This is a genomic window from Streptomyces sp. NBC_00094 (assembly GCF_026343125.1).
Taxonomy (GTDB): Bacteria; Actinomycetota; Actinomycetes; order Streptomycetales; family Streptomycetaceae; genus Streptomyces.
Genome location: NZ_JAPEMB010000001.1, coordinates 2,665,567 through 2,690,513, shown reverse-complemented (window position 1 = coordinate 2,690,513; position 24,947 = coordinate 2,665,567). Strand labels below are relative to the sequence as shown.

Genomic DNA, 24,947 nt, shown 5'->3' with positions numbered 1-24,947 from the left:
TTTTCATCATGCCGGAGATCAGCGAACCGCCTCCAGGGGACGAGCAGCCCCGCAGTATCCGACTCACCGACCCGCGCGCCCTGCGGGCCTACGCCCACCCCCTGCGGATGTCCCTGGTGGGACTGCTGCGCAGTGTCGGCCCCTTCACCGCCACCCGGGCCGCCGAGCTGACCGGCGAATCCGTGGCCAGCTGCTCCTACCACCTGCGCATACTCGCCAAGTACGGCCTCGTGGAGGAGGCGCCGGGCGGGCGAGGGCGGGAGAAGCCCTGGCGGGCCACGGCCCGGTACACGGAGTGGCCGGAGTACAGCGAGGACTCGACGGTCGCGGAGGCCGCCGACGCGCTGAGCGCCGCCGTGGCCGAGCGCTATTTCGAGCGGGTCACCCGGTCCATGGAGAACCGGCACGCGCTGCCGAAGGAGTGGCGGGAGGCCGGGCAGTTCAGCGACTCCCTGCTCTACCTCACCCCCGCGGAGCTGATCGACCTCGGAGAGCGGATCGACGCACTGCTCCGGCCCTACGAAGGGCGCGAGTCCGACCCGTCCCTCAGGCCGGAGGGAACCCGGGCCGTCAGCATCGTGCGGATGGCCTACCTGGATCAGGAGATCCCCGGCAACCGAGAGGCGGAGTGAGGGAGATGGCCCTCGTGGAACGCATACCGGCACTGCTGCGCGAGCGGACCTTCCGCCGCTACTGGACCGGGCAGACCATCTCGCTCGTCGGGGACCAGATCTCGCTCATCGCGATCCCCCTCGCCGCCGTCCTGATCCTCGGCGCCGACGCCGCCGAGATGGGCTGGCTCAAGACCGCCGAACTCCTCCCCGCCCTCCTGCTCAACCTGCCGCTCGGTGCCTGGGCCGACCGACAGGCCCGGCGCAGACGCGTGATGATCGCGGCCGACCTCGGGCGGGCGGCGCTGATGCTGACGCTCCCCGTGGCCTACGCGCTCGACGCGTTGACGCTCGGTCAGCTGTACGCGGTGGCCTTCGGGGTCGGCGCGCTCACCGTGCTCTTCGAGGTCTGCAACACCACGCTTTTCGTGGCGCTCGTCCCCACCGAGCGATACGTGCAGGCGAACTCGCTGGTCAACGGGAGCCGTTCGATGTCCTGGCTCGCGGGGCCCGGGATCGGCGGCGTCCTCGTCCAGGTCCTCACCGCCCCTCTGGCCCTGGTCGCCGACGCCCTCACGTATGTGGTGTCGGCCGGCTACCTGGCCCGGATCAAGCCCGTCGAACCCCCGCCGGCCCCCGTGGCCAAGGGGCACTTCACCGAGGGGCTGCGCTGGGTGGTCCACGACCGCTCGATGCGCGCGCTGTTCTCCGCCTCCGGCACCGTCCAGTTCTTCAACTACATGTTCCACACCCTCTTCGTCCTCTACGTGACCGCCGACCTCGGCATCGACGCCGGCCTGCTCGGTCTGATGCTCGGGGCCGGAGCGGTGGGCGGTCTCGTCGGGGCGGTGTGCGGCGGAGCGGTCGTCCGGCGGATCGGCATCGGCGCCTCGCTCGTCACCGGTTTCCTCGGGTTCACGCTGCCCCTGCTCCTGATACCCCTGGCCGGCGGACCGCTTCCGCTGGTGGTGGCCGTGCTCTTCGCGGCGGAGTTCCTCTCCTGCGCCGGGGTGATGATCGTCGACATCGCCGCGGGATCGTTCCAGATGGCGGCGATCCCCGACGCGATACGGGCGCGGGTCATGGGCGCGTTCCGCACGCTCAACCACGGATTCCGTCCGCTCGGCGCGCTCGCCGGAGGTCTGCTCGGCACCGCGATCGGGCTGCGCCCGACGCTGTGGATCGCCACCGGCGGAGCCGTCCTCGCCGTGCTCTGGCTGCTGCCCTCGCCGCTGGCGCGGATGCGCGAGCTGCCCACCAGCGAAGAGGAGCCGGCCCCCGTCGGAGCGGCCTGAGCGCGCGGCAGGGGAGAGACTGCCCGGATGAGTACCGAACCGGACACCCACGCCCTCCCGGACCACGCTCCGTCCGACCCGGTCCTGCCGGACGCCGACGCCTACCTGGCGCGGATCGGCGCGGGGCGGCCCGTACGCGCGGATGCCGCCGCCCTGCGCGAGCTGCACGTGCGACACCTGCGCAGCGTGCCCTTCGAGAACCTCTCGATCCACCTCGGCGAGGACATCGTCCTGGACGAGAAGGCGCTGATCGGCAAGGTGGTCGGCGGTCGGCGGGGCGGTTTCTGCTACGAGATCAACACCACGTTCGCGGTCCTGCTGCGGGAGCTCGGCTACCGGGTCTCGCTGCTCCAGGCCCGGGTGATCGACGAGGAGGGGAGGCTCGGGATCCCGTACGACCACATGGCGCTCCTCGTGGAGACGGCCGACGGGGAGCGGTGGCTGGCCGACGTCGGCTTCGGCGACCACAGCCACTACCCGCTGGCGTTCGACGAGCGCGGGGACCAGGAGGACCCGGGCGGGTGCTTCCGTGTCCAGGAGGCCGCCGACGGCGATCTGGACGTGCTGCGGGACGGGAAGCCGCAGTACCGGCTGGAGCCGCGGCCCCGGGAGCTCGCCGACTTCACGGCCGGAGCCTGGTACCACCGGACCTCGCCCGACTCGCACTTCCCGCGCTCCCTCGTCTGCTCCCTGCTCACCGAGGACGGCCGGATCACCCTCAGCGGCCGGAAGCTGGTCACCCGCGTCGACGGGGAGCGCGTCGAGCGGCTCCTGGAGGAGGAGCGGGACGAGGAGGTGCTCGGCGTGTACCGGGACCTTTTCGGCATCGTGCTCGACGCATTGCCGGTCGCTCCGGAGGGCGATCCCGAGACGGCACGTCCGGACGCTCTGGACCCGCTAAGCGGAATCCCCAATTCGGACCCTCGGTAACACTTGGTTCGTTTGCCTCGAACGCCTCACCGGTGATCGAATGCCACTTCGTTGCATAGTGAACGAGTCATGCGGGGGTGCGTGAAGAATGTTCGATCGTCTCTTCGGGAAGCGTGCGGCGGGTGCCGCACGGGGCGGACCGCTCGCCGGAGTCGAGGTCCCGGCCTCGGCGGGAGTGCTGAGCTGCCGCGTCATCGATCCCGTACACGAACCCGTCCGGCAGGCCGAGTTCGTCCTCAGCGACGCGGCGGGGCGCAAGGTGCTGGGCGGGGAGACCGACCCGTACGGCACGGCACTCGCGACCGTGCCGGCGGGCGAGTACCGGCTCGCGGTCACCGCCGAGGGGTACACGCCGTACCACGGCAGCGCCGTCGTCGCCGAGGGCGGACACACGGGCGTCGGCGACGTACTGCTCCAGGTCGCCCCGCAGCCACAGCTCCCGGAACCCGGCGACTGGGAGATCGACCCGACCCACTCGCAGATCGGCTTCACCGCCCGCCACATCGGCCTCGCCCGCATCCACGGCCGGTTCAACAGCTTCGCCGGCGCGGTGCGGATCGCCGACCGCATGGAGCAGTCGGCGATGCACGTCGTCATCGACGCGGCCTCCATCGACACCGGGGTACAGATGCGCGACGACCATCTGCGCTCGGGCGACTTCCTCGACGTCGGCGCGTACCCGACGCTGGAGTTCTACAGCGAGCGCTTCGTCCACCGGGGCGGCAGTCGCTGGGCCGTCAGCGGGGCGCTCACCCTGCATGGCGTCAGTCGCACGGTGACCCTCGACACCCAGTACCTGGGCCTCGGGAACGGCCTGGAGGGCGAGACCCGGGGGGCCTGCCGGGCCACCACCGAGCTGCATCGGGAGGACTTCACCCTCACGTGGCAGACGCTGCTCGCGCGCGGTATCGCGGCCGTCGGGTCCAGCATCAGCATCGACCTCGACATACAGATCGTCCGCAAGTCCGCGTAGGGGCCAGGGCCGGGCGTAGGGCGTAGGACGCAGGGCGTGAGGGTCGGTTACGGGGCCTCCAGCCAGCCCTCGTACTCGGCGGCGAGTTCGTCGAGCGCCGCCGGGTCGAGCCGGCCCGCGGGGTCCTCGACGACCACCAGCCACTGGGCGTCCTCGGCGTCGTCCTCCCCGGCCAGGGCGTCCCGGACGAGCTGCGGCGCCTCGGCCACGCCGAAACGGTCGGGGAGTTCCTGGGCGACCTCCTCGGCGGTGTCGCGGTCGGGGAGTACCAGTACGTGTCGTCGTTCGCTCACGCCGCCATTCTCCGGCATGGCCGTCGGGGCGCGGCTGTCGGGCGGGGCTGTCGGGCGTGACCGAGGTGTGCGACCGAGGTGTGTGGCCGAGGTGCATGGGCGAGGTGCACGGCCGAGGTGCAGGACGGACGTCCAGGGCTGTCGGGCCTCGCTGTCAGTCGTCCGTGGGATGCTGGATCGCGATGGCCACCAGAAAGACTTCCCCCGACGACCTCCTCGGACCCGTGACGCTCGCCGTGGGGCAGGAGGACCTGCTCCTCGACCGCGTCGTCCAGGAGGTGGTGGCGGCGGCACGGGCCGCCGACGCCGACACGGACGTGCGCGACCTCACCTCCGACCAGCTCCAGCCCGGGTCGCTGGCGGAGCTGACCAGCCCCTCGCTCTTCGCCGAGCGCAAGGTGCTGGTCGTGCGGAACGCCCAGGATCTCTCGGCAGACACGATCAAGGACGTCAAGGCCTACCTCGACGACCCGATCGAGGACATCTCGCTCGTCCTGCTCCACGCAGGCGGCGCCAAGGGCAAGGGCCTGCTCGACGCCGCGCGCAAGGCGGGGGCGCGGGAGGTGGCCTGCCCGAAGACGACGAAGCCGGCGGAGCGGTTGACGTTCGTACGGCAGGAGTTCCGGGCGCTCGGACGCGCGGCGACGCCGGAGGCGTGCCAGGCGCTGGTGGACTCGATCGGCAGCGACCTGAGGGAGCTGGCGTCCGCGTGCGCGCAGCTGGTCGCGGACGTCGACGGGACGATCGACGAGGCCGTCGTCGGGCGGTACTACACCGGCCGCGCGGAGGCCTCCTCCTTCAACGTGGCCGACCGGGCCGTGGAGGGGCGGGCGGCTGAGGCCCTGGAGGCCTTGCGCTGGTCGCTCTCGACCGGGGTGGCGCCGGTGCTCATCACGAGCGCGCTCGCGCAGGGCGTGCGGGCGATCGGGAAGCTCTCGTCCGCCCGGGGCGGGCGGCCCGCGGACCTGGCGCGTGAGCTGGGCATGCCGCCGTGGAAGATCGACCGCGTGCGGCAGCAGATGAGGGGCTGGACCCCGGACGGGGTGTCCCTCGCGCTGCGGGCGATCGCGGAGGCGGACGCGGGGGTGAAGGGCGGGGGCGACGATCCGGAGTACGCCCTGGAGAAAGCGGTGGTCGCGGTGGCGCGGGCGGCGCGGCTGCGGAGGTAGGGGCGGGGCGGTTTGATTCCCCCACCCCGCCCCTTCCCGAAACCCTGCCGGGGCTGGTGGGGGGTGATGCTCCGGGCTGCGCCCGGTCCCGTCTGCGGGCGGCTTAGCGGTGCCGTGTCCGGGCCGCGCCCGGGTCCTGCCTTCGGCGGCGTGAGCCCCGGGTGCCCGGGCTGCCGTCCGACGCCGTCCGCGATGGCTTCGCGCTGCCGCGTCCGCACTGTTCCCCGGTCCCGCCCGCGGGCGGCCCTGCGGTGACCCGCCCCGTCCCGTCTGTGGTGGTCTTGGGTACGGCGAAGGCCCCGTCGGCTCCTGGGGAAGGAGTCTGGCGGGGCCTTTGTCGTTCAGCTGGGTGGGCTCGCACCCGCGTGGCGAACGCGTCCGCGTGCGAGTCCTGGTGGTCGGGCGGGAGCGGGAGAGAGGGCCCGCTGGGTCCCGTGCGACCGGTTACATCAGAGCTCAGCCCTGGAGAGCGGCAGCCTTGGTGGCCAGCGCCGACTTCTTGTTGGCGGCGGCGTTCTTGTGGATGACACCCTTCGAGACAGCCTTGTCGAGCGCGCGGGAGGCGGCGCGGGAAGCCACGATGGCCTTCTCGACGTCACCCGCGGCGACAGCCTCACGGGCCTTGCGGATCGCGGTCTTGAGCGACGACTTGACGGCCTTGTTGCGCAGGCGCGCCTTCTCGTTGGTCTTGTTCCGCTTGATCTGGGACTTGATGTTCGCCACGAAAAGAGCCTTTACAGGTTCGATGTTCCTTCTGGAGTGTGACTCGCAGGCTGAGAGGGCACACGAGACACAGCTGTCCACACTATCAGTCACCCGCGGGGCCGCCCAAACCGGGCACAGGGCGACGGGCATGGGACCATGGAGCCTACGTATCGATCCGACATCGCCCCGAGACGAGACCCTGCGTGCCCGCGACTCCTACCAACGTGCCCGAGCCGAGCCGTACCGACCCGGCTCTGATCCGCAACTTCTGCATCATCGCGCACATCGACCACGGCAAGTCCACGCTCGCCGACCGGATGCTCCAGCTGACCGGTGTGGTCGACCAGCGGCAGATGCGTGCCCAGTATCTCGACCGGATGGACATCGAGCGGGAGCGCGGCATCACGATCAAGTCCCAGGCGGTCCGGCTGCCGTGGGCACCCACCGACGGGCAGGGTGGGGGCAGGACGCACATCCTGAACATGATCGACACCCCCGGGCACGTCGACTTCACCTACGAGGTCTCGCGTTCGCTGGCGGCCTGCGAGGGCACGGTCCTGCTCGTCGACGCGGCCCAGGGCATCGAGGCACAGACCCTCGCCAACCTGTATCTGGCGATGGAGAACGATCTGACCATCGTTCCCGTGCTGAACAAGATCGACCTGCCGGCCGCCCAGCCGGAGAAGTTCTCCGAGGAGCTCGCCAACCTCATCGGCTGCCAGCCGGAGGACGTCCTCAAGGTCTCCGCGAAGACCGGTGTCGGTGTCGACGCGCTGCTGAACCGGGTCGTTCGGGACGTTCCCGCCCCGGTCGGTGTCGCCGACGCTCCCGCCCGCGCGATGATCTTCGACTCCGTGTACGACTCGTACCGGGGTGTCGTGACCTACGTACGAGTGGTCGACGGGCAGCTCAACAAGCGCGAGCGCATCAAGATGATGTCGACCGGCGCCACCCATGAGCTGCTCGAGATCGGTGTCTCGTCTCCGGAGATGACGCCGTCCGACGGTCTCGGCGTCGGTGAGGTCGGCTACCTCATCACCGGTGTGAAGGACGTCCGTCAGTCCAAGGTCGGTGACACGATCACCTCCCTGAACAAGGGCGCGACCGAGGCGCTCGGCGGCTACAAGGACCCCAAGCCGATGGTGTTCTCGGGCCTCTACCCGCTGGACGGTTCGGAGTACCCGGACCTCCGCGAGGCCCTCGACAAGCTGCAGCTGAACGACGCCGCGCTGGTCTACGAGCCGGAGACCTCCGCCGCGCTCGGCTTCGGCTTCCGCGTCGGCTTCCTGGGGCTCCTCCACCTCGACGTGATCCGTGAGCGGCTCGAGCGCGAGTTCGGGCTCGACCTGATCGCCACCGCCCCCAACGTGGTCTACCGCGTGGTCATGGAGGACGGCAGCGAGCACACGGTCACGAACCCGAGCGAGTTCCCCGAGGGCAAGATCGACGACGTGTACGAGCCCGTCGTACGCGCGACGATCCTGGCCCCGAGCGAGTTCATCGGCGCGATCATGGAGCTGTGCCAGACCCGTCGCGGCACCCTGATCGGCATGGACTACCTCTCCGAGGACCGGGTGGAGATCCGCTACACCCTCCCCCTCGCCGAGATCGTCTTCGACTTCTTCGACCAGCTGAAGTCCAAGACGCGCGGTTACGCCTCCCTCGACTACGAGCCCACCGGCGAGCAGGCCTCCAGCCTGGTCAAGGTCGACATCCTGCTGCACGGCGACAAGGTGGACGCGTTCTCCGCCGTCACCCACAAGGACGCCGCGTACGCCTACGGTGTGCGGCTCGTCGCCAAGCTGCGCGAGCTCATCCCGCGGCAGGCCTTCGAGGTGCCGATCCAGGCCGCGATCGGCTCCCGGGTCATCGCCCGCGAGACCATCCGAGCGATCCGCAAGGACGTCCTCGCGAAGTGCTACGGCGGTGACATCTCCCGTAAGCGGAAGCTGCTGGAGAAGCAGAAGGAAGGCAAGAAGCGCATGAAGATGGTCGGCTCGGTGGAGGTGCCGCAGGAGGCCTTCATCGCGGTCCTGTCGAGTGACGAGTCGTCCAGCAAGAAGAAGTAGCCGGCCGGCGGCGAGTAGCTGCCCTGTGCATCGAACGGGTCCACGCGTCGACGGCGCGTGGACCCGTTCGTTATGAAGCGGCGTCTTGCAAGCCCTTACGCGCCGGTCCCCGGCCCTTTACTCTGATCCCGAATCGAAGGTTACTCACCAGTTAGTTACGTAGTTACGCACCGCCAGCAGGCACCGCCGCCGCCCGGAGGACGTCGTGAGCGACACACAGACCCTGATCGAGAACCGGCCGCCCTCCGTGGCGACGCTCTTCCTTGAGCGCGTCGAGCGGACCCCCGACGCGGAGGCCTACCGGTACCCGGTGCCCGCCGCCTCGGGCACAGGTCCGGACGACTGGAAGTCGCTCAGTTGGGGGCAGGCCGCCGAGCGGGTCTACGCGATCGCCGCCGGCCTCGTCGACCTCGGCCTGCAGCCCGAGGACCGCGTCGCCCTCGCCTCCGCCACCCGGGTGGAGTGGATCCTGGCCGACCTCGGTGTGATGTGCGCGGGCGCCGCGACCACCACGGTCTACCCGCAGACCAACGCCGAGGAGTCGGCGTTCATCCTCTCCGACTCCGAGTCCAGGGTCCTGATCGCCGAGGACGCGACGCAGCTCGCGAAGGCCGTCGAGCGCCGTGCCGACCTGCCGGACCTCCGCCACGTCGTCGTCGTCGACGCCGAGGGCGTGGAGACCGACGGCGACTGGGTCCTCTCCCTCGCCGACCTGGAGGCGCGCGGCCGCGCGTACCTGGAGAAGCACCCCGAGGCCGTCAAGGAGCGGGTCGCCGCGATCACCTCCACGCAGCTCGCCACCCTCATCTACACCTCAGGCACCACCGGCCGCCCCAAGGGCGTCCGCCTGCCGCACGACAACTGGTCGTACATGGCCAAGGCCATCGCCGCCACGGGTCTCGTCACCCAGGCCGACGTCCAGTACCTGTGGCTGCCGCTCGCGCACGTCTTCGGCAAGGTCCTCACCTCGGGCCAGATCGAGGTCGGGCACGTCACCGCCGTCGACGGCCGCGTCGACAAGATCATCGAGAACCTGCCGGTCGTCCAGCCGACCTACATGGCGGCCGTGCCCCGCATCTTCGAGAAGGTCTACAACGGGGTCGCCGCCAAGGCCCGTGCCGCCGGCGGCGCCAAGTACAAGATCTTCCAGTGGGCGGCCGGGGTCGCCCGCGACTACGCCAAGGTCAGCCAGGACAACTTCCGCCGTACGGGCACCGCCTCCACGCCCTTCGGCCTCTCCGCCAAGCACAAGGTCGCCGACGCCCTCGTCTACGGCAAGATCCGCGAGGCCTTCGGCGGCAACCTCCGCGCCTGCATCTCCGGCTCCGCCGCGCTCGCCCCCGAGATCGGCTACTTCTTCGCCGGCGCCGGCATCCACATCCTGGAGGGCTACGGCCTGACGGAGTCCTCCGCCGCCTCCTTCGTCAACCCGGGCGAGGCCTACCGCACCGGCACCGTCGGCAAGCCGCTCCCCGGCACCGAGGTCCGGATCGCCGACGACGGCGAGGTCCTGCTGCGCGGCCCCGGCATCATGGAGGGCTACCACGGCCTGCCGGAGAAGACGTCCGAGGTCCTGGAGTCCGACGGCTGGTTCCACACCGGCGACATCGGCGAGCTGTCCGACGACGGCTACCTCCGGATCACCGACCGCAAGAAGGACCTGATCAAGACGTCCGGCGGCAAGTACATCGCGCCGGCCGAGGTCGAGGGCCAGTTCAAGGCCGTCTGCCCGTTCGTCTCGAACATCCTCGTCCACGGCGCCGACCGGAACTTCTGCACCGCGCTGATCGCCCTCGACGAGCCCTCCCTCCTCGGCTGGGCCGCCGAGCACGGCCTCGCGGGCAAGTCGTACGCGGAGATCGTCGCCGCCCCGCAGACCCAGAAGCTGATCCAGGGCTACGTCGACCGCCTCAACGAGGGCCTCCAGCGCTGGCAGACGATCAAGAAGTTCCGCCTGCTGCCGCGTGACCTCGACATCGAGCACGGCGAGCTGACCCCGTCGCTGAAGCTGAAGCGGCCGGTGGTGGAGCGGGAGTACAAGGAGCTCATCGAGGAGATGTACGCGGGCTCGCGCGAGTCCTGACGTCAGGGCGCGCCAGTCCTGACCTGCGCGGATCGCGGTTGTCCACAGGCAGGTCGGTTACCTCGGGCAGTACGGGACAATGGGCTCATGCCTTCCGTACTGCCCGATGGTGAGTCCGTTCCCGACGACGGGGCGCTGCCCCCGCACGCCTTCGAAGGGGCGGGGGAGCGGCCGCTCGGGTTCTACCTGCACGTGCCGTACTGCGCGACGCGGTGCGGCTACTGCGACTTCAACACGTACACGGCGAGCGAGCTGCGCGGTACGGGCGGTGTGCTCGCCTCCCGGGACAACTACGCCGAGCAGGTCGTCGAGGAGATCCGGCTCGCCCGGAAGGTCCTCGGCGACGACCTCAGGCCGGTGCGGACCGTCTTCGTCGGCGGCGGCACGCCGACGCTGCTCGCCGCCGGGGACCTCGTACGGATGCTGGGGGCGATCCGTGACGAGTTCGGGCTCGCGGACGACGCCGAGGTGACGACGGAGGCCAATCCGGAGTCGGTGAACCCGGCGTACCTCGCCGAGCTGCGGGAGGGCGGCTTCAACCGGATCTCCTTCGGCATGCAGAGCGCGAAGCAGCACGTCCTGAAGATCCTCGACCGTACGCACACCCCCGGGCGCCCCGAGGCGTGCGTCGCCGAGGCGCGTGCCGCCGGCTTCGACCATGTCAACCTGGACCTCATCTACGGCACGCCCGGGGAGACCGACGACGACTGGCGGGCGTCGCTCGACGCGGCGATCGGCGCGGGGCCCGACCACGTCAGCGCCTACGCGCTGATCGTCGAGGAGGGGACGCAGCTGGCGCGTCGCATCCGGCGCGGCGAAGTGCCGATGACCGACGACGACGTGCACGCCGACCGCTATCTGATCGCCGAAGAGGCCTTCGAGAAGGCGGGCTTCTCCTGGTACGAGGTGTCCAACTGGGCCACTTCGGAGGCGGGGCGCTGCCTCCACAACGAGCTGTACTGGCGCGGCGCGGACTGGTGGGGCGCGGGGCCCGGGGCGCACTCGCACGTCGGGGGCGTCCGCTGGTGGAACGTGAAGCACCCCGGGACGTACGCGGCGGCCCTTGCCGCCGGGAAGTCGCCGGGCGCGGGGCGGGAGATCCTCTCGGAGGAGGACCGGCGCGTCGAGCGGATCCTGCTGGAGCTGCGGCTCCGGGACGGCGTCGAGCTGTCGATCCTCAAGCCGGCGGGGCTTGCGGCGTCGGCGCGTGCGCTGGCGGACGAGCTTCTCGACCCGGCCTCTTACGAGGCCGGGCGGGCGGTCCTGACACTGCGGGGGCGACTGCTCGCGGACGCGGTCGTGCGGGACCTGGTGGACTAGGGCCTGTCCGGCGGGTCATGGCCGGGGTCGCGGCGCGTCGGGGTGCGGGGGGAGCAGGGGCGGAGGCTCGTCAGGGGGCCGTCACGAAGTCGATCAGTTCTTCCACGCGGCCCAGTAGCACCGGCTCCAGGTCCTTGTAGGAGTTCACGCGCTTGAGGATCGCCTGCCATACCGCGCCGGTGTTGTCCGAGGGCCAGCCCAGGGCCTGGCAGACGCCCGTCTTCCAGTCCTGGCCGCGCGGGACCCTCGGCCAGGCCCTGATGCCCACCGAGGACGGCTTCACCGCCTCCCAGACGTCGATGTACGGGTGGCCGACCACCAGGACGTCCGGGGACGTCACGTGCGCGGCGATCCGCGACTCCTTCGAGCCCGGGACCAGATGGTCCACCAGGACGCCCAGGCGGGCGTCCGGTGCCGGACCGAACTCCGCGACGATCGACGGCAGGTCGTCGATGCCCTCCAGGTACTCGACGACGACGCCCTCGATCCGGAGGTCGTCGCCCCAGACCCGTTCGACGAGTTCGGCGTCGTGCCGGCCCTCCACGTAGATCCGGCCCGCCCGCGCCACGCGCGCCCGCGCGCCCGGGACGGCGACCGAGCCGGAGGCCGTACGGGTGGGGCGTACCGGTGCGGCGGCGGACGGGCGGACCAGGGTGACCACCCGGCCCTCCAGCAGGAAGCCGCGCGGCTCCAGCGGGAAGACCCGGTGCTTGCCGAAGCGGTCCTCCAGCGTCACCGTCCCCGCCTCGCAGCGGATCACCGCCCCGCAGAAGCCCGTGGTGACCTCCTCGACGACGAGGTCGTGGTCCGCCGGGACCTCCGGGACGGGTGCCGAGCGCTTCCAAGAGGGCGTCAGGTCCGGGTCGTAGCTGCGCATTCGGGCGACGTTATGCGACGGAGAAGCGCTGTGCCAGTTCCTCGCGCTGGCGTCGTACGAACGTGGCGTCCACCACCGCGCCGTGCCCCGGCACGTACGCCGCCTCCTCACCGCCCAGCGCCAGCAGCCGGTCCAGCGCGTCGGGCCAGCGGGACGGGATCGCGTCCGGGCCGGCCTGCGGCTCACCCGACTCCTCCACCAGGTCCCCGCAGAAGACGACCTCGCGCGAACCGGGGACGCAGAGCACCAGATCGTGGCCCGTGTGGCCGGGGCCGACGTTCGCCAGGAGCACCTGGCGGCCGCCCAGGTCGAGCGTCCACTCGCCGGAGACCATGTGCCGCGGGGCCACGAGGACGTCGACGGCCTCCGCCGCCTCCCGGGCGTCGACGCCTTGCAGGACGGCGTCCCTGCGCAGGTCCTCCCGGTCCCGTTCCCGGCCGAGCAGCTCGTCCACCCCCACCGCGCCGAAGACCTCCGCGCCCGCGAACGCCGCCGTGCCGAGGACGTGGTCGAAGTGCGGGTGACTCAGTGCGATGTGCGTCACTCTTCGGCCGCCCGTCAACGCCTCGATCTGCGTCCGCAGCTCCGCGCCCTCCGTGAGCGTCGAGCCCGTGTCGTACAGCAGGAGCGCCCGTGCGCCCACGACCAGGCCCACCGTGGCGTCCCAGCCGGGCAGCCGACGCCTGCCCACTCCGACCCCGAGCCGCTCCCAGCCGTACGCTTCCCAATCGACATCCATGAGGCGACGCTAGCCGGTGCGCCGCCGCCTCCTTGCCAGGAGCGTTGCCCGCCGCCGTACACTGGCCGGGGGATTGCTGGCACTCGGACACGGTGAGTGCCAAAAGCGGAGCAACCGGAACGACGACGACAGCTGGAGGTGCGCACGAATGCTCAGCGAACGCAGACTCGAGGTCCTGCGCGCCATCGTCCAGGACTACGTCGGGACGGAGGAGCCGGTCGGCTCCAAGGCGCTCACCGAGCGCCACAAGCTCGGCGTCTCGCCGGCCACCGTCCGCAACGACATGGCCGTGCTGGAGGAGGAGGGGTACATCGCCCAGCCCCACACCAGCGCCGGCCGCATCCCGACCGACAAGGGCTACCGGCTCTTCGTCGACCGGCTGGCCGGCGTCAAGCCGCTGTCGACGCCCGAGCGGCGGGCCATCCACAACTTCCTCGACGGCGCGGTCGACCTCGACGACGTCGTCGGCCGCACGGTACGGCTGCTCGCGCAGCTGACCCGGCAGGTCGCCGTCGTCCAGTACCCGTCGCTGACCCGCTCGACCGTCCGGCACGTGGAGCTGCTCTCGCTGGCCTCGGCCCGCCTGATGCTCGTGCTCATCACGGACACCGGCCGCGTCGAGCAGCGCGTCATCGACTGCCCCGCGCCCTTCGGCGAGACCTCCCTCGCCGACCTGCGCGCCCGGCTCAACAGCCGGGTCGTCGGCCGCCGGTTCGCCGACGTGCCGCAGCTGGTGCAGGACCTTCCCGAGTCCTTCGAGGAGCTGGAGGACCGCGCCACGGTCTCGACCGTGCTGGCGACCCTCCTCGAAACGCTCGTGGAGGAACACGAGGAGCGGCTGATGATCGGCGGCACCTCCAACCTCACCCGCTTCGGACCTGACTTTCCCCTGATGATCAGGCCCGTCCTGGAAGCCCTGGAGGAGCAGGTCGTCCTCCTCAAGCTGCTCGGCGAGGCCAAGGAATCGGGCATGACCGTACGCATCGGGCACGAGAACGCCCACGAGGGGCTGAGCTCCACCTCGGTCGTCTCGGTCGGCTACGGTTCGGGCGGCGAAGCAGTCGCCAAACTCGGCGTGGTCGGACCGACCCGCATGGACTACCCCGGAACGATGGGAGCGGTACGCGCAGTGGCACGTTACGTCGGACAGATCCTGGCGGAGTCGTAAGTGGCCACGGACTACTACGCCGTACTCGGCGTGCGCCGCGACGCTTCCCAGGACGAGATCAAGAAGGCCTTCCGGAGGCTCGCGCGCGAGCTGCACCCGGACGTCAATCCCGATCCCAAGACGCAGGAACGCTTCAAGGAGATCAACGCCGCGTACGAGGTCCTCTCGGACGCGCAGAAGAAGCAGGTCTACGACCTCGGCGGCGACCCGCTCTCGGCCTCCGGCGGAGGCGGCGCGGGCGGCTTCGGTGCCGGCGGCTTCGGCAACTTCTCCGACATCATGGACGCCTTCTTCGGTACGGCCTCGCAGCGCGGACCGCGCTCGCGGACCCGCCGCGGCCAGGACGCCATGATCCGCCTGGAGATCGACCTCAACGAGGCGGCCTTCGGCACCACCAAGGACATCCAGGTCGACACGGCCGTCGTCTGCACCACCTGTTCGGGTGAGGGCGCCGCGCCCGGCACGTCCGCGCAGACCTGCGACATGTGCCGCGGTCGTGGCGAGGTCTCCCAGGTCACCCGGTCCTTCCTGGGCCAGGTCATGACCTCCCGGCCCTGCCCGCAGTGTCAGGGCTTCGGCACCGTCGTCCCGACCCCGTGCCCCGAGTGCGCGGGCGACGGCCGGGTCCGCTCCCGCCGCACGCTCACCGTGAAGATCCCGGCCGGTGTCGACAACGGCACCCGGATCCAGCTCGCCGGCGAGGGCGAGGTCGGCCCCGGCGGTGGTCCGGCCGGTGACCTGTACGTCGAGATCCACGAGACGCCGCACGACACGTTCCAGCGGCGCGGCGACGACCTGCACTGCACGGTGACCATCCCGATGACGGCGGGCGCGCTCGGCACGAAGGTGCCGCTGCAGACCCTCGACGGCATCGAGGAGATCGACATCCGCCCGGGCACCCAGTCCGGCCAGTCGGTCCCGCTGCACGGACGCGGCGTCACGCACCTGCGGGGCAACGGCCGGGGCGACCTGATCGTGCACGTCGAGGTGCAGACCCCGGGCAAGCTCGACGCCGAGCAGGAACGCCTCCTGCGCGAGCTGGCCAAGCTGCGCGGCGAGGAGCGGCCCACCGGGCAGTTCCAGCCGGGGCAGCAGGGGTTGTTCTCGCGCCTGAAGGACGCTTTCAACGGGCGGACCTGACCGGACGACAGCATGCGGGGAGGGGCGGGACGGCGATGAGCCGTTCCGCCCCTTTCCCGTTCCGACCCGCTCCTTCCCCGTTCCGACCCGCTCCTTCCCGTTTCCGGAGGGCCTGCTTCCGTTACCTGACGTACCGATTCGGCCCGGCCGCACGGCCATGAAACGATGCCCGTATGTCCACCACCGCACTGAACGATCTCTTTCGGTTCCCGATCGTGCAGGCCCCCATGGCGGGTGGCGCTTCCTGTCCCGAGCTCGTCGGAGCCGTCTGCGAGGCCGGTGCGCTCGGCTTCCTGGCCGGCGGATACAAGACGGCCGGAGGCCTGTACCAGGAGATCAAGCAGGTACGCGGGCTCACCGCGCGCCCCTTCGGCGTCAACGTCTTCATGCCCCAGAGCAGCAGGCACGCCGACCCCGCCGCCGTCGAGGTCTACCGCCACCAGCTCGCCGGCGAGGCGACCTGGTACGAGACCCCGCTCGGCGAGGCCGACGACTCCCGCGACGACGCCTACGAGGCCAAACTGGCCATCCTCCTGGACGACCCGGTCCGCGTCGTCTCCTTCACCTTCGGCTGCCCCGCCGCCGACACGCTCGCCGCCTTCGCCCGTGCCGGAACGTTCACGCTCGTCACCGTCACCTCGGCCGAGGAGGCCCTCGCCGCCGAGCGGGCCGGTGCCGACGCCGTCTGCGTCCAGGGCGTCGAGGCCGGCGGCCACCAGGGCACGCACCGCGACGACCCGGAGGGCGACGGCACCCCCGGGACCGGCCTCCTCGCCCTCGTCACCGAGGTCCGCGAGAGCGTCGGCCTGCCGATCGTCGCCACCGGCGGGATCATGCGCGGCACGCAGATCGCCGCAGCCCTCGCGGCCGGCGCCGACGCCGCCCAGCTCGGCACCGCCTTCCTCGGCTGCCCCGAGTCGGGCGCGCACCCCCTGCACAAGCGGGCCCTGACCGACCCGCTCTTCACCCGGACCGCGTTCACCCGGGCGTTCTCCGGGCGCCCCGCGCGCGGACTCGTCAACCGCTTCATGCGCGAGCACGGGCCGTACGCCCCCGCCGCCTACCCCGAGGTCCACCACCTCACCACCCCGCTCCGCAAGGCCGCCGCCGCCTCGGGCGACGCCCAGGGCATGGCCCTGTGGGCCGGGCAGGGCCACCGGCTGGCCCGTGAACTCCCCGCCGGGCAGCTGGTCGAGGTGCTGGCCGCCGAACTCGACACCGCCCTCTCCGAGCTCGCCCACAGGAGCGCCCCATGACCGCACCCGTCTTCGTCGTCGACACCGTCCCCGGCCCCGGGAGCTTCCTCCTGGACGGGCCCGAGGGCCGGCACGCCGTCTCCGTGAAGCGGCTGCGGGAGGGCGAGGAGCTCGTCCTCGCCGACGGCCGGGGCCGCTGGGCGGAGTGCGTGGTGCTCGCCGCCGAGGGCAAGGACCAGCTGACCGTGCGGATCGCCGAGGTACACGAGGACGCCGAGGAGACGCCCCGGATCACCGTCGTCCAGGCGCTCCCCAAGGGCGACCGGGGCGAGCTCGCCGTGGAGACCATGACGGAGACCGGGGTGGACGCGATCGTGCCCTGGGCCGCCTCCCGCTGCATCACCCAGTGGAAGGGCGACAGGGGCCTCAAGGCGCTCGCCAAGTGGCGGTCCACCGCCCGCGAGGCCGGCAAGCAGTCGCGCCGCACCCGCTTCCCCGAGGTCGCCGACCTGATGACGACCAAGCAGCTCGCCGCCCTCCTCGCGGCCGCCGACTTCGCCGCCGTCCTGCACGAGGACCGCGACCACCCCAGCGGCGCGCTCGCCACCGCCGAACTCCCCGAGAAGGGCTCGATCGTGCTGATCGTCGGCCCCGAGGGCGGAGTCTCCCCGGACGAGCTCGCGGCCTTCGAGGCGGCCGGCGCGAAGCCGTACCGCCTCGGCCGCAGCGTCCTGCGCACCTCCACGGCCGGTACGGCGGCGACGGCCCTGGTCCTGGGGCGCACGGGCCGCTGGAGCTAGGGGTGTCCGGAAAGTAGTGCCGCCGTCTGCCCGCGGGGCAGGGGATGCGGCGACCGGGGGTTCCGGGGGCCGTCAGGGTGTCGAAGAGCGGTCGGCGCCTCGGGCGGCGCCCCCCACGCGCCCCCTGGGCCGACCGGGGGACGCGACCGTGCCGGTGTCGGCGGATAGCATTCCCGTCGTACCGATCCACATCAGAGGCGAGGAGGCCCGGGCCATGGCCGGAGAGCCGCAGAGCGACTGCCTGTTCTGCAAGATCGTGGCGGGGGAGGTGCCGGCGACGATCGTCCGCGAGACGGAGACGACCGTCGCGTTCCGCGACATCAACCCGCAGGCGCCCACGCACGTCCTCGTCATCCCGCGGCTCCACTACCCGGACGCGGCCTCCCTGGCCGCCGCCGCGCCGACCGTCGCCGCCGACGTGCTGCGCGAGGCCGGCGAGGTCGCCGCGCAGGAGAAGGTCGACGGCCACGGATTCCGGATCGTCCTCAACACCGGCGCCGGCGCCGGCCAGACCGTCTTCCACGCGCACGCGCACGTGCTGGGCGGCCGCGGCCTCAACTGGCCCCCCGGCTAGGCCGTGTCCGTACGCGAACTGGTCGTCCTCGGGACCGCCAGCCAGGTCCCGACCCGGCACCGCAACCACAACGGCTACCTGCTGCGCTGGGACGGCCAGGGCATCCTCTTCGACCCCGGCGAGGGCACCCAGCGGCAGATGCTGCGGGCCGGGGTCGCCGCGCACGACCTCGACCGGATCTGCGTGACGCACTTCCACGGAGACCACTCGCTCGGCCTGGCCGGGGTGATCCAGCGGATCAACCTCGACCAGGTCCCGCACCCGGTCACCGCCCACTACCCGGCGAGCGGACAGCACTTCTTCGAGCGGCTGCGGTACGCCACGGCCTACCGCGAGACCGTGAAGCTGACCGAGTCGCCCGTCGCCGCCGACGGGCCGCTCGCCGTCACCGAGACGTACACCCTCGACGCGCGCAGGCTCTCGCACCCCGTCGAGTCGTACGGCTACCGCCTCACCGAGCCCGACGGGCGCCGCATCCTGCCCGAGCGGCTCGCCGCGCACGGCATCACGGGCCCCGACGTGGGCCGGATCCAGCGCGAGGGCTCCCTGAACGGCGTGAGCCTCGACGAGGTCAGCGAGGTCCGGCGCGGGCAGCGCTTCGCCTTCGTCATGGACACCCGCCTCTGCGACGGGGTGCACGCCCTCGCCGAGGGCGCCGACATGCTCGTCATCGAGTCGACCTTCCTCGACGAGGACGTCCGCCTCGCCACCGACCACGGCCATCTGACGGCCGGCCAGGCCGCGGCGGTCGCACGGGACGCGGGCGTACGCCACCTCGTCCTCACCCACTTCTCGCAGCGCTACTCCGACCCGGCCGAGTTCGAGCGGCAGGCGCGGGCGGCCGGGTTCGACGGCGAACTGAGCATTGCCCAGGACCTCATGCGGGTCCCCGTACCGAAGAGATAGACACCCCCCATGCCCCTCCCCAAGGCCGAACTGCACCTCCACATCGAAGGCACCCTCGAACCCGAGCTGGCCTTCGCGCTCGCCGCGCGCAACGGCGTCACCCTGCCGTACGCGGACACCGCCGCCCTGCGCGAGGCGTACCGGTTCAGCGACCTCCAGTCCTTCCTGGACCTCTACTACGGACTGATGGCGGTCCTGCGCACCGCCGAGGACTTCACGGAGCTCGCCGACGCCTATCTGGAGCGGGCCGCCGCCCAGGGCGTCCGGCACGCCGAGATCTTCTTCGACCCGCAGGCGCACACCGCGCGCGGAGTCCCGATCGGCACCGTGATCGAGGGGCTCGGCGCCTCCCTCGACCGCGCCGAGGAGCGGTACGGGATCTCGACCCGGCTCATCCTGTGCTTCCTGCGCGACGAGTCCGCCGAGTCGGCCCTGGCCACCCTGGAGGCCGCGAAGCCGTACCTGGACCGGATCACCGGCGTCGGCCTGGACTCGGCGGAGGTGGGCCACCCGCCCGCGAAGTTCCGCGAGGTGTACGAGGAGGCCGCCCGGCTCGGCCTGCGCCGGGTCGCCCACGCGGGGGAGGAGGGCCCGGCCGACTACGTCCGCGAGGCCCTCGACATCCTCGGTGTGGAGCGCGTCGACCACGGTCTGCGCTGCATGGAGGACCCGGAGCTCGTCGACCGGCTGGCCCGCGAGCGGGTGCCGCTGACGCTCTGCCCGCTGTCGAACGTCCGGCTCCGTGTCATCGACACGCTCGCCGACCATCCGCTGCGGGCGATGATGGCGGCGGGGCTGCTGGTGACGGTGAACTCCGACGACCCGGCGTACTTCGGGGGGTACGTGGGCGACAACTTCTCCGGGGTACGGGAGGCACTGGGGCTGTCGCCGGAGCAGCTCCGGGAGCTCGCCCGCAACTCCTTCGAGGCGTCGTTCCTGGAGGACGACGAGGCGCGCAGGGCGCGGTACCTCGCGGAGGTCGAGGCGTACGAGTTCGGCGCCGAGTAGCCGAGTAGCCGAGTAGCCGGGGAGCGCGGGGAGCCGGGGAGCGCGGGGCTGGGCCTGGTAGGCGCCTGCGGCGGGCCGCCGGACGGGCCGCGTTCCCGTCAGCCCCGGTCGCTCGGCCTCGCCAGTCGGAACGCCGACTTCGCCAGGCGGCGCCGGCCCGCCGGGACCGGGATCGGGGTGACCGTCTGTTCCGGGGCGCCCATCTGGGGGACGAGGGCCGAGGTCGCCGAGGCCGTGCCCGCGAGGACCGCAGCGGGGGCGCCGCCGCGGCGGCGGACCGAGCCCGGGACCAGGGGGCGGCCCGCGGCGTGGCGGGCGACCGCCGTCATGGGGATCGCGACGAGCAGGAGCAGGGCGCAGAGGACCACGCCCATGCCCGTGTACCCGGCGCTCTCCGAGAGCAGGCTGCCGACGACCGGGCCGCAGGCCACGCCCAGGGAGGACGCCGAGCCGACCAGGACGGCCCAGCGGCCGCGCGGGTCCAGGGAGGCGGCGAGGCCCAGGAGGTAGGAGAGGACGACCGGGTAGACGGCGTTCCACAGGATCTCGCCGGTCGCGAAGGACGCCAGGTTCCCGGCCGCCGAGCTCAGCAGTACGCACCCCGCGATGAGGACGGTGCCGACGCCGATCGGCACGGCCCGGCCCAGGCGGGAGCCGAGCGCGCCCGCCGCCGTGACCCCGGCGAGCCCCGCGCCGAGCGCCGCCGCGAAGACCGCGCCGACGGTGACCTCGGAGAGCCCGGCCTGCGTCAGCCCGATGCGGCCGCTCACGCCCCAGAGCGCGTTCTGCGCGAGGGACCAGCAGAGGATGCCGCCGGCGAGCACCGCACCGGCCCGGCGGTACGGCAGCGGGCCCGTGGGGGACGCCTCCGTACGTCCGGCACGCGCGCGCGTGCCGGACGCCAGCCGGGCCGTCAGCGGCCACACCAGGGCCGCCGCGCAGGCGATCGCGAGCAGCGGGGGCGCGTGGCCGCCGCCCAGGTGGGGGAGGGTCAGGTAGAGGGCGCCCGCCGTGGCCGAGACCGTGAGCAGGCCCAGGGCCGAGGCCCGGTGCGGGTCGCGCTGTCCGGCGATCCCGGCCGCGGCCACCGCCGTCGCCGTGCCCGAACCGAGGCCGCCGAGGACCGCGCCCGCGACCACCAGGGACACGGTGTGGGTCGCTGCGGCGGAGCCGTATCCGACGGCCATGGCGAGGAGGCCCGCGCGGGCCGCCCGGCGGGGGCCGATCCGCTCCCCGCGCGCGGCGAGCGTGAAGCCGGCGGTGGAGGAGCCGAGCAGCAGTACGGAGCCGACCAGGCCCGCCTGGGCGGGGCTGAGGCCGAGACCGGAGGCGAGCCGGCCGACGACGGTCGGCAGCAGGTACGGGGCGAGATAGCCGGCCGTGAAGAGGGCGACGAGGGCGACGAGGGCCCCCGAGCCGCGAGTCCGCGAGGACATGGGCGTTCCCAGGAACAGAAAAGGGGAGGGTGGAGCGCCCGGTGGTGCGTGGGGCACGGGGTCGCGGAACCATGTGTATCAAGCAGGTGAGTTGTCCGAGAAGGTGGTATCCGAAGGTAAAGCATGTGATCCGGGTCACTCTTGGTTTGGTATGCGGGTTTACGGGTAGGGAGTCGGCCTTCCTCGTGCGTCCCGCCCGTCACCCACCACCCGTCGGGCACACTGGGTCGCACCGCACCACGTCCGGGGAGCTGCCGTGAGCACAGCAAGGGGAGACCAGCCGCAACACCACGCCGGGGTCGACCCGTTGGTGTGCCTGCGCGAGCCCACCGACCCCGCCTGCGACGTCTTCCTGACCGGCACGGTCTTCCTCGACATCATCTTCACCGGCCTCGACAGCGCCCCCGTCCGCGGCACCGAGTCCTGGGCCCGCGGCATGGGATCCAGCCCCGGCGGCGTCGCCAACATGGCCACCGCCCTCGCCCGCCTCGGCCTGCGCACCTCCCTCGCCGCCGCCTTCGGCGACGACCACTACGGCGAGTACTGCTGGGACGCCCTGGAGCAGGGCGAGGGCATCGACCTCTCGCTCTCCCGCACCGTCCCCGGCTGGCACTCCCCGGTCACCGTCTCCATGGCCTACGAGGGCGAGCGCACGATGGTCTCCCACGGCCACGAGGCCCCACCGCTCGACGGCGCCCTGCCCGCCTACCCGCCGCACGCCCGCGCCGCCGTCGCCTCCCTCGTCCCCGGCCGCACCGAGGAGTGGGTCGCCCAGGCCGCCCGCGGCGGCGCCAAGGTCTTCGCCGACGTCGGCTGGGACGACACCGGCCGCTGGGACCTGGCGGGCCTCACCGACCTGGAGCACTGCGAGGCCTTCCTGCCCAACGCCGCCGAGGCCATGCGGTACACCCGCACCGACTGCCCCCGGGCCGCCGCCCGCGCCCTCGCCGACAAGGTCCGCTACGCCGTGGTCACCCTCGGCGCCGAGGGCGCCTACGCCGTCGACGGCGCCACCGGCGAGACCGCCGAGGTCCCCGCCATCCAGGTCTCCGCCCTCGACCCGACCGGCGCGGGCGACGTCTTCGTCGCCGGCTTCGTCACCGGCACCCTCGCCGACTGGCCCCTCGCCGACCGGCTCGCCTTCGCCGGCCTCACCGCCGCCCTCTCCGTGCAGGAGTTCGGCGGCTCGCTCTCCGCCCCCACCTGGGGCGAGATCGCCGCCTGGTGGCAACACGTCCAGGGCCACGCCAAGCAGGATCCCGAGGCCCTGCGCGGCCGCTACGCCTTCCTGGAGCGGCTCCTGCCCGCCCCCGCGCGCCCCTGGCCGCTGCGCCGCGCGGTGCCGACGATCGGCTTCCGTGCGGCCGCCTCGTAAACCACTACGGGCTTGCGGTGTCGAGTCGTAGGCTTGGAAGCCGAGAGGTCGTCGAGCGGCGAGAACCCCGCAACGGGAGGTATGCGCAGGCCTTAGTGCCGGCCCATGACTCACACACCCACAGCCCACGACGGAGCGCCCCACGACGGGACGCCCGACCAGGCCCGCGCCCACTTCACCGTCCCCGCCAAGCATCCGATGGTGAGTCTGCTCGGCTCCGGCGACGCGCTTCTCCGCGTGATCGAGAAGTCGTTCCCGCGGGCCGACATCCATGTCCGGGGCAACCAGGTCACGGCGGTCGGGGACGCGGCGGAAGTCGCCCTGATACAGCGCCTGTTCGACGAGATGATGCTGGTGCTCCGCACCGGTCAGCCGATGACGGAGGACGCAGTGGAACGCTCGATCGCCATGCTCAGGGCGAGCGAGAACGGATCGGCGGAGGGCGGCGAGGAGACTCCCGCCGAGGTGCTCACGCAGAACATCCTCTCCAGCCGGGGACGCACGATCCGTCCCAAGACGCTCAACCAGAAGCGGTACGTCGACGCGATCGACAAGCACACGATCGTCTTCGGCATCGGACCCGCCGGCACCGGCAAGACCTACCTCGCCATGGCCAAGGCGGTCCAGGCCCTGCAGTCCAAGCAGGTCAACCGGATCATCCTGACCAGGCCCGCCGTCGAGGCGGGCGAGCGCCTCGGCTTCCTGCCCGGCACGCTCTACGAGAAGATCGACCCGTACCTGCGCCCGCTGTACGACGCGCTGCACGACATGCTCGACCCGGACTCGATCCCCAAGCTCATGGCGAGCGGGACGATCGAGGTCGCGCCGCTGGCTTATATGAGGGGCCGTGCGCAGCCGCGCTTCACGAACGTGCTGACGCCGGACGGCTGGCGCCCCATCGGCGACCTCCAGGTCGGTGACCTCGTCATCGGTTCGAACGGCGAGCCGACCCCCGTCCTCGGCGTCTACCCGCAGGGAGAGAAGGACGTCTATCGGGTCTCCGCCCAGGACGGTTCCTGGACCCTGTGCTGCGGTGAGCACCTGTGGACGGTCCGTACCGCCTCCGACAAGCGTCGTGACAAGCCGTGGCGGGTCCTGGAGACCCAGGAGATGATCGGCAACCTGCGGGCCGCGCACGCCCGCCGGTACGAGCTGCCGCTGCTCACCGCGCCGGTGGCCCTGCCCGAGCGCGAGGTCCCGATGGACCCGTACGCGCTGGGGCTGCTCCTGGGGGACGGGTGCCTGACCGGCTCCACCACACCCTCGTTCTCCAGCGAGGACCACGAGCTCGCCGAGGCGCTGGAAGCGGCTCTGCCCGGTGTCAGGGTCCGGGCGAAGAGCGGCCCGGACTACGTTCTGAACCGGATCGCCGCACCAGGCGACGTCATCACGCAGGAGAACCCCGTGACGGGGATGCTCCGACAGCTCGACCTCATCGGCACCCGTTCCCACGCGAAGTTCGTCCCGGACGACTACCTGTACAACTCGGCCGAGGTCCGTCTGGCGGTTCTCCAGGGGCTGCTCGACTCCGACGGCGGCCCGGTGACGCAGAAGGACCGAACCTGCCGGATCCAGTACACGACCACCTCGATCGTGCTCCGTGACGACGTGATCGCGCTGGTTCAGTCGCTGGGCGGCGTCGCATACGCCCGTCGCAGGGCGGCGGACGGCCGGACTCCGGGGCGAGCCAAGGGGCGCCCGGTCGAGCACCGCTACGACGCCCACGTCGTCGACATCCGCCTCCCCGAGGGCATCGAGCCCTTCCGGCTCGCCCGCAAGCGCGACACGTACCACGCGGCCGGAGGCGGCGGCAGGCCGATGCGGTTCATCGACTCCATCGAGCCCGCGGGGCGCGAGGAGACGGTCTGCATCCAGGTCGCGGCCGAGGACTCGCTGTACGTCACCCAGGACTACCTGCTGACGCACAACACGCTGAACGACGCGTTCATCATCCTCGACGAGGCGCAGAACACGAACCCCGAGCAGATGAAGATGTTCCTCACCCGCCTCGGCTTCGACTCGAAGATCGTCATCACCGGTGACGTGACCCAGGTCGACCTGCCGAACGGGACGAAGAGCGGTCTGCGGCAGGTCCGCGACATCCTGGACGGGGTCCCGGACGTCCACTTCTCGACGCTCACGTCGCAGGATGTCGTCCGGCACAAGCTCGTCGGCCGTATCGTCGACGCGTACGAGCAGTACGACCTCCGCAACGAAAGCCGCGACGAAAGCCGCGGCGAGCATCGGCGCGGCCGTAACGGGAAGTAGAACGCAGAACAC

Annotated in this window: 22 protein-coding genes; 17 read left to right on the top strand and 5 right to left on the bottom strand. The window is 71.8% G+C overall.

Translation table 11 applies throughout. From position 1 onward, the window contains the following. The first annotated feature begins 8 nt into the window (after positions 1-8). The 4 genes from OG580_RS11585 (at position 9) to OG580_RS11570 (ending at position 3,809) form a co-directional block, all read left to right on the top strand. Entirely contained in the window at positions 9-632 is a 624-nt protein-coding gene (locus OG580_RS11585; protein WP_267043581.1) for a helix-turn-helix domain-containing protein, read from the top strand. Positions 633-637: 5 nt separating this feature from the next. Further along, on the top strand, positions 638-1,906 hold the full coding sequence (locus OG580_RS11580) for an MFS transporter (RefSeq protein WP_267043580.1): 1,269 nt from the start codon (positions 638-640) through the stop codon (positions 1,904-1,906). Between the two features lie 27 nt (positions 1,907-1,933). Further along, positions 1,934-2,836, top strand: coding sequence for an arylamine N-acetyltransferase (locus tag OG580_RS11575; protein ID WP_267043579.1), 903 nt, complete (start codon positions 1,934-1,936; stop codon positions 2,834-2,836). A gap of 88 nt (positions 2,837-2,924) precedes the next feature. Next, positions 2,925-3,809 carry a YceI family protein gene (locus OG580_RS11570; RefSeq protein ID WP_267043578.1) on the top strand — a complete coding sequence of 295 codons (885 nt, stop codon included), beginning with the start codon at positions 2,925-2,927 and terminating at the stop codon, positions 3,807-3,809. A 47-nt stretch (positions 3,810-3,856) separates the two neighbouring features. On the opposite strand, the gene OG580_RS11565 is transcribed toward OG580_RS11570, so the two are convergent. Continuing rightward, complete coding sequence (locus OG580_RS11565; RefSeq protein WP_267043577.1) at positions 3,857-4,102, bottom strand: hypothetical protein; 246 nt, start codon at positions 4,100-4,102, stop codon at positions 3,857-3,859. A gap of 182 nt (positions 4,103-4,284) precedes the next feature. Between OG580_RS11565 and holA the strand changes: the two genes are divergently transcribed. Then, complete coding sequence (gene holA / locus OG580_RS11560) at positions 4,285-5,271, top strand: DNA polymerase III subunit delta (protein ID WP_267043576.1); 987 nt, start codon at positions 4,285-4,287, stop codon at positions 5,269-5,271. 456 nt (positions 5,272-5,727) lie between these two features. Here holA and rpsT read toward each other — a convergent pair whose 3' ends face one another. Next, positions 5,728-5,994 carry a 30S ribosomal protein S20 gene (rpsT, locus tag OG580_RS11555; RefSeq protein ID WP_267043575.1) on the bottom strand — a complete coding sequence of 89 codons (267 nt, stop codon included), beginning with the start codon at positions 5,992-5,994 and terminating at the stop codon, positions 5,728-5,730. A 185-nt stretch (positions 5,995-6,179) separates the two neighbouring features. Here rpsT and lepA point away from each other — a divergent pair, with 185 nt between their 5' ends. The 3 genes from lepA (at position 6,180) to hemW (ending at position 11,448) form a co-directional block, all read left to right on the top strand. Continuing rightward, complete coding sequence (gene lepA, locus OG580_RS11550) at positions 6,180-8,045, top strand: translation elongation factor 4 (RefSeq protein WP_267043574.1); 1,866 nt, start codon at positions 6,180-6,182, stop codon at positions 8,043-8,045. Between the two features lie 205 nt (positions 8,046-8,250). Next, positions 8,251-10,128, top strand: coding sequence for a long-chain fatty acid--CoA ligase (locus OG580_RS11545; RefSeq protein WP_267043573.1), 1,878 nt, complete (start codon positions 8,251-8,253; stop codon positions 10,126-10,128). Positions 10,129-10,215: 87 nt separating this feature from the next. Further along, the gene (gene hemW, locus OG580_RS11540; RefSeq protein WP_267043572.1) at positions 10,216-11,448 is read left to right on the top strand and encodes a radical SAM family heme chaperone HemW; all 1,233 of its coding nucleotides are present in this window, start codon (positions 10,216-10,218) and stop codon (positions 11,446-11,448) included. Positions 11,449-11,518: 70 nt separating this feature from the next. Here the strand turns inward: hemW and OG580_RS11535 are convergent, their stop codons facing one another. Together OG580_RS11535 and OG580_RS11530 are read right to left on the bottom strand one after the other, a co-directional pair. After that, the gene (locus OG580_RS11535; RefSeq protein ID WP_267043571.1) at positions 11,519-12,325 is read right to left on the bottom strand and encodes a DUF3097 domain-containing protein; all 807 of its coding nucleotides are present in this window, start codon (positions 12,323-12,325) and stop codon (positions 11,519-11,521) included. Positions 12,326-12,335: 10 nt separating this feature from the next. Continuing rightward, entirely contained in the window at positions 12,336-13,064 is a 729-nt protein-coding gene (locus OG580_RS11530) for an MBL fold metallo-hydrolase (RefSeq protein WP_267043570.1), read from the bottom strand. A 148-nt stretch (positions 13,065-13,212) separates the two neighbouring features. Between OG580_RS11530 and hrcA the strand changes: the two genes are divergently transcribed. The 7 genes from hrcA (at position 13,213) to OG580_RS11495 (ending at position 19,856) form a co-directional block, all read left to right on the top strand. After that, positions 13,213-14,232, top strand: a complete 1,020-nt coding sequence (hrcA, locus tag OG580_RS11525) for a heat-inducible transcriptional repressor HrcA (protein ID WP_267043569.1) — start codon at positions 13,213-13,215, stop codon at positions 14,230-14,232. Continuing rightward, positions 14,233-15,372, top strand: coding sequence for a molecular chaperone DnaJ (gene dnaJ, locus OG580_RS11520; protein WP_267043568.1), 1,140 nt, complete (start codon positions 14,233-14,235; stop codon positions 15,370-15,372). 173 nt (positions 15,373-15,545) lie between these two features. Next, on the top strand, positions 15,546-16,628 hold the full coding sequence (locus OG580_RS11515; RefSeq protein WP_267043567.1) for a nitronate monooxygenase: 1,083 nt from the start codon (positions 15,546-15,548) through the stop codon (positions 16,626-16,628). Next, entirely contained in the window at positions 16,625-17,368 is a 744-nt protein-coding gene (locus tag OG580_RS11510) for a 16S rRNA (uracil(1498)-N(3))-methyltransferase (protein WP_267043566.1), read from the top strand. Before OG580_RS11515 ends, OG580_RS11510 begins: the two co-directional genes overlap by 4 nt. 214 nt (positions 17,369-17,582) lie before the next feature. Next, positions 17,583-17,942: a histidine triad nucleotide-binding protein gene (locus OG580_RS11505; RefSeq protein WP_267043565.1), complete on the top strand. Its 360-nt coding sequence runs from the start codon at positions 17,583-17,585 to the stop codon at positions 17,940-17,942. 3 nt (positions 17,943-17,945) lie between these two features. Next, on the top strand, positions 17,946-18,848 hold the full coding sequence (locus tag OG580_RS11500) for a ribonuclease Z (protein ID WP_267043564.1): 903 nt from the start codon (positions 17,946-17,948) through the stop codon (positions 18,846-18,848). A gap of 9 nt (positions 18,849-18,857) precedes the next feature. Beyond that, on the top strand, positions 18,858-19,856 hold the full coding sequence (locus tag OG580_RS11495; protein ID WP_267043563.1) for an adenosine deaminase: 999 nt from the start codon (positions 18,858-18,860) through the stop codon (positions 19,854-19,856). 98 nt (positions 19,857-19,954) lie between these two features. Here OG580_RS11495 and OG580_RS11490 read toward each other — a convergent pair whose 3' ends face one another. After that, a complete protein-coding gene (locus OG580_RS11490) occupies positions 19,955-21,292 on the bottom strand; it encodes an MFS transporter (RefSeq protein WP_267043562.1) in 1,338 nt (445 codons plus the stop codon). Between the two features lie 256 nt (positions 21,293-21,548). Here OG580_RS11490 and OG580_RS11485 point away from each other — a divergent pair, with 256 nt between their 5' ends. Both OG580_RS11485 and OG580_RS11480 read left to right on the top strand, forming a co-directional pair. After that, positions 21,549-22,667 (top strand): carbohydrate kinase family protein, encoded by a 1,119-nt coding sequence (locus OG580_RS11485; RefSeq protein ID WP_267043561.1) that lies wholly within the window; start codon positions 21,549-21,551, stop codon positions 22,665-22,667. 105 nt (positions 22,668-22,772) lie between these two features. Beyond that, positions 22,773-24,935 (top strand): PhoH family protein, encoded by a 2,163-nt coding sequence (locus OG580_RS11480; RefSeq protein WP_267043560.1) that lies wholly within the window; start codon positions 22,773-22,775, stop codon positions 24,933-24,935. Positions 24,936-24,947: the final 12 nt, after the last annotated feature.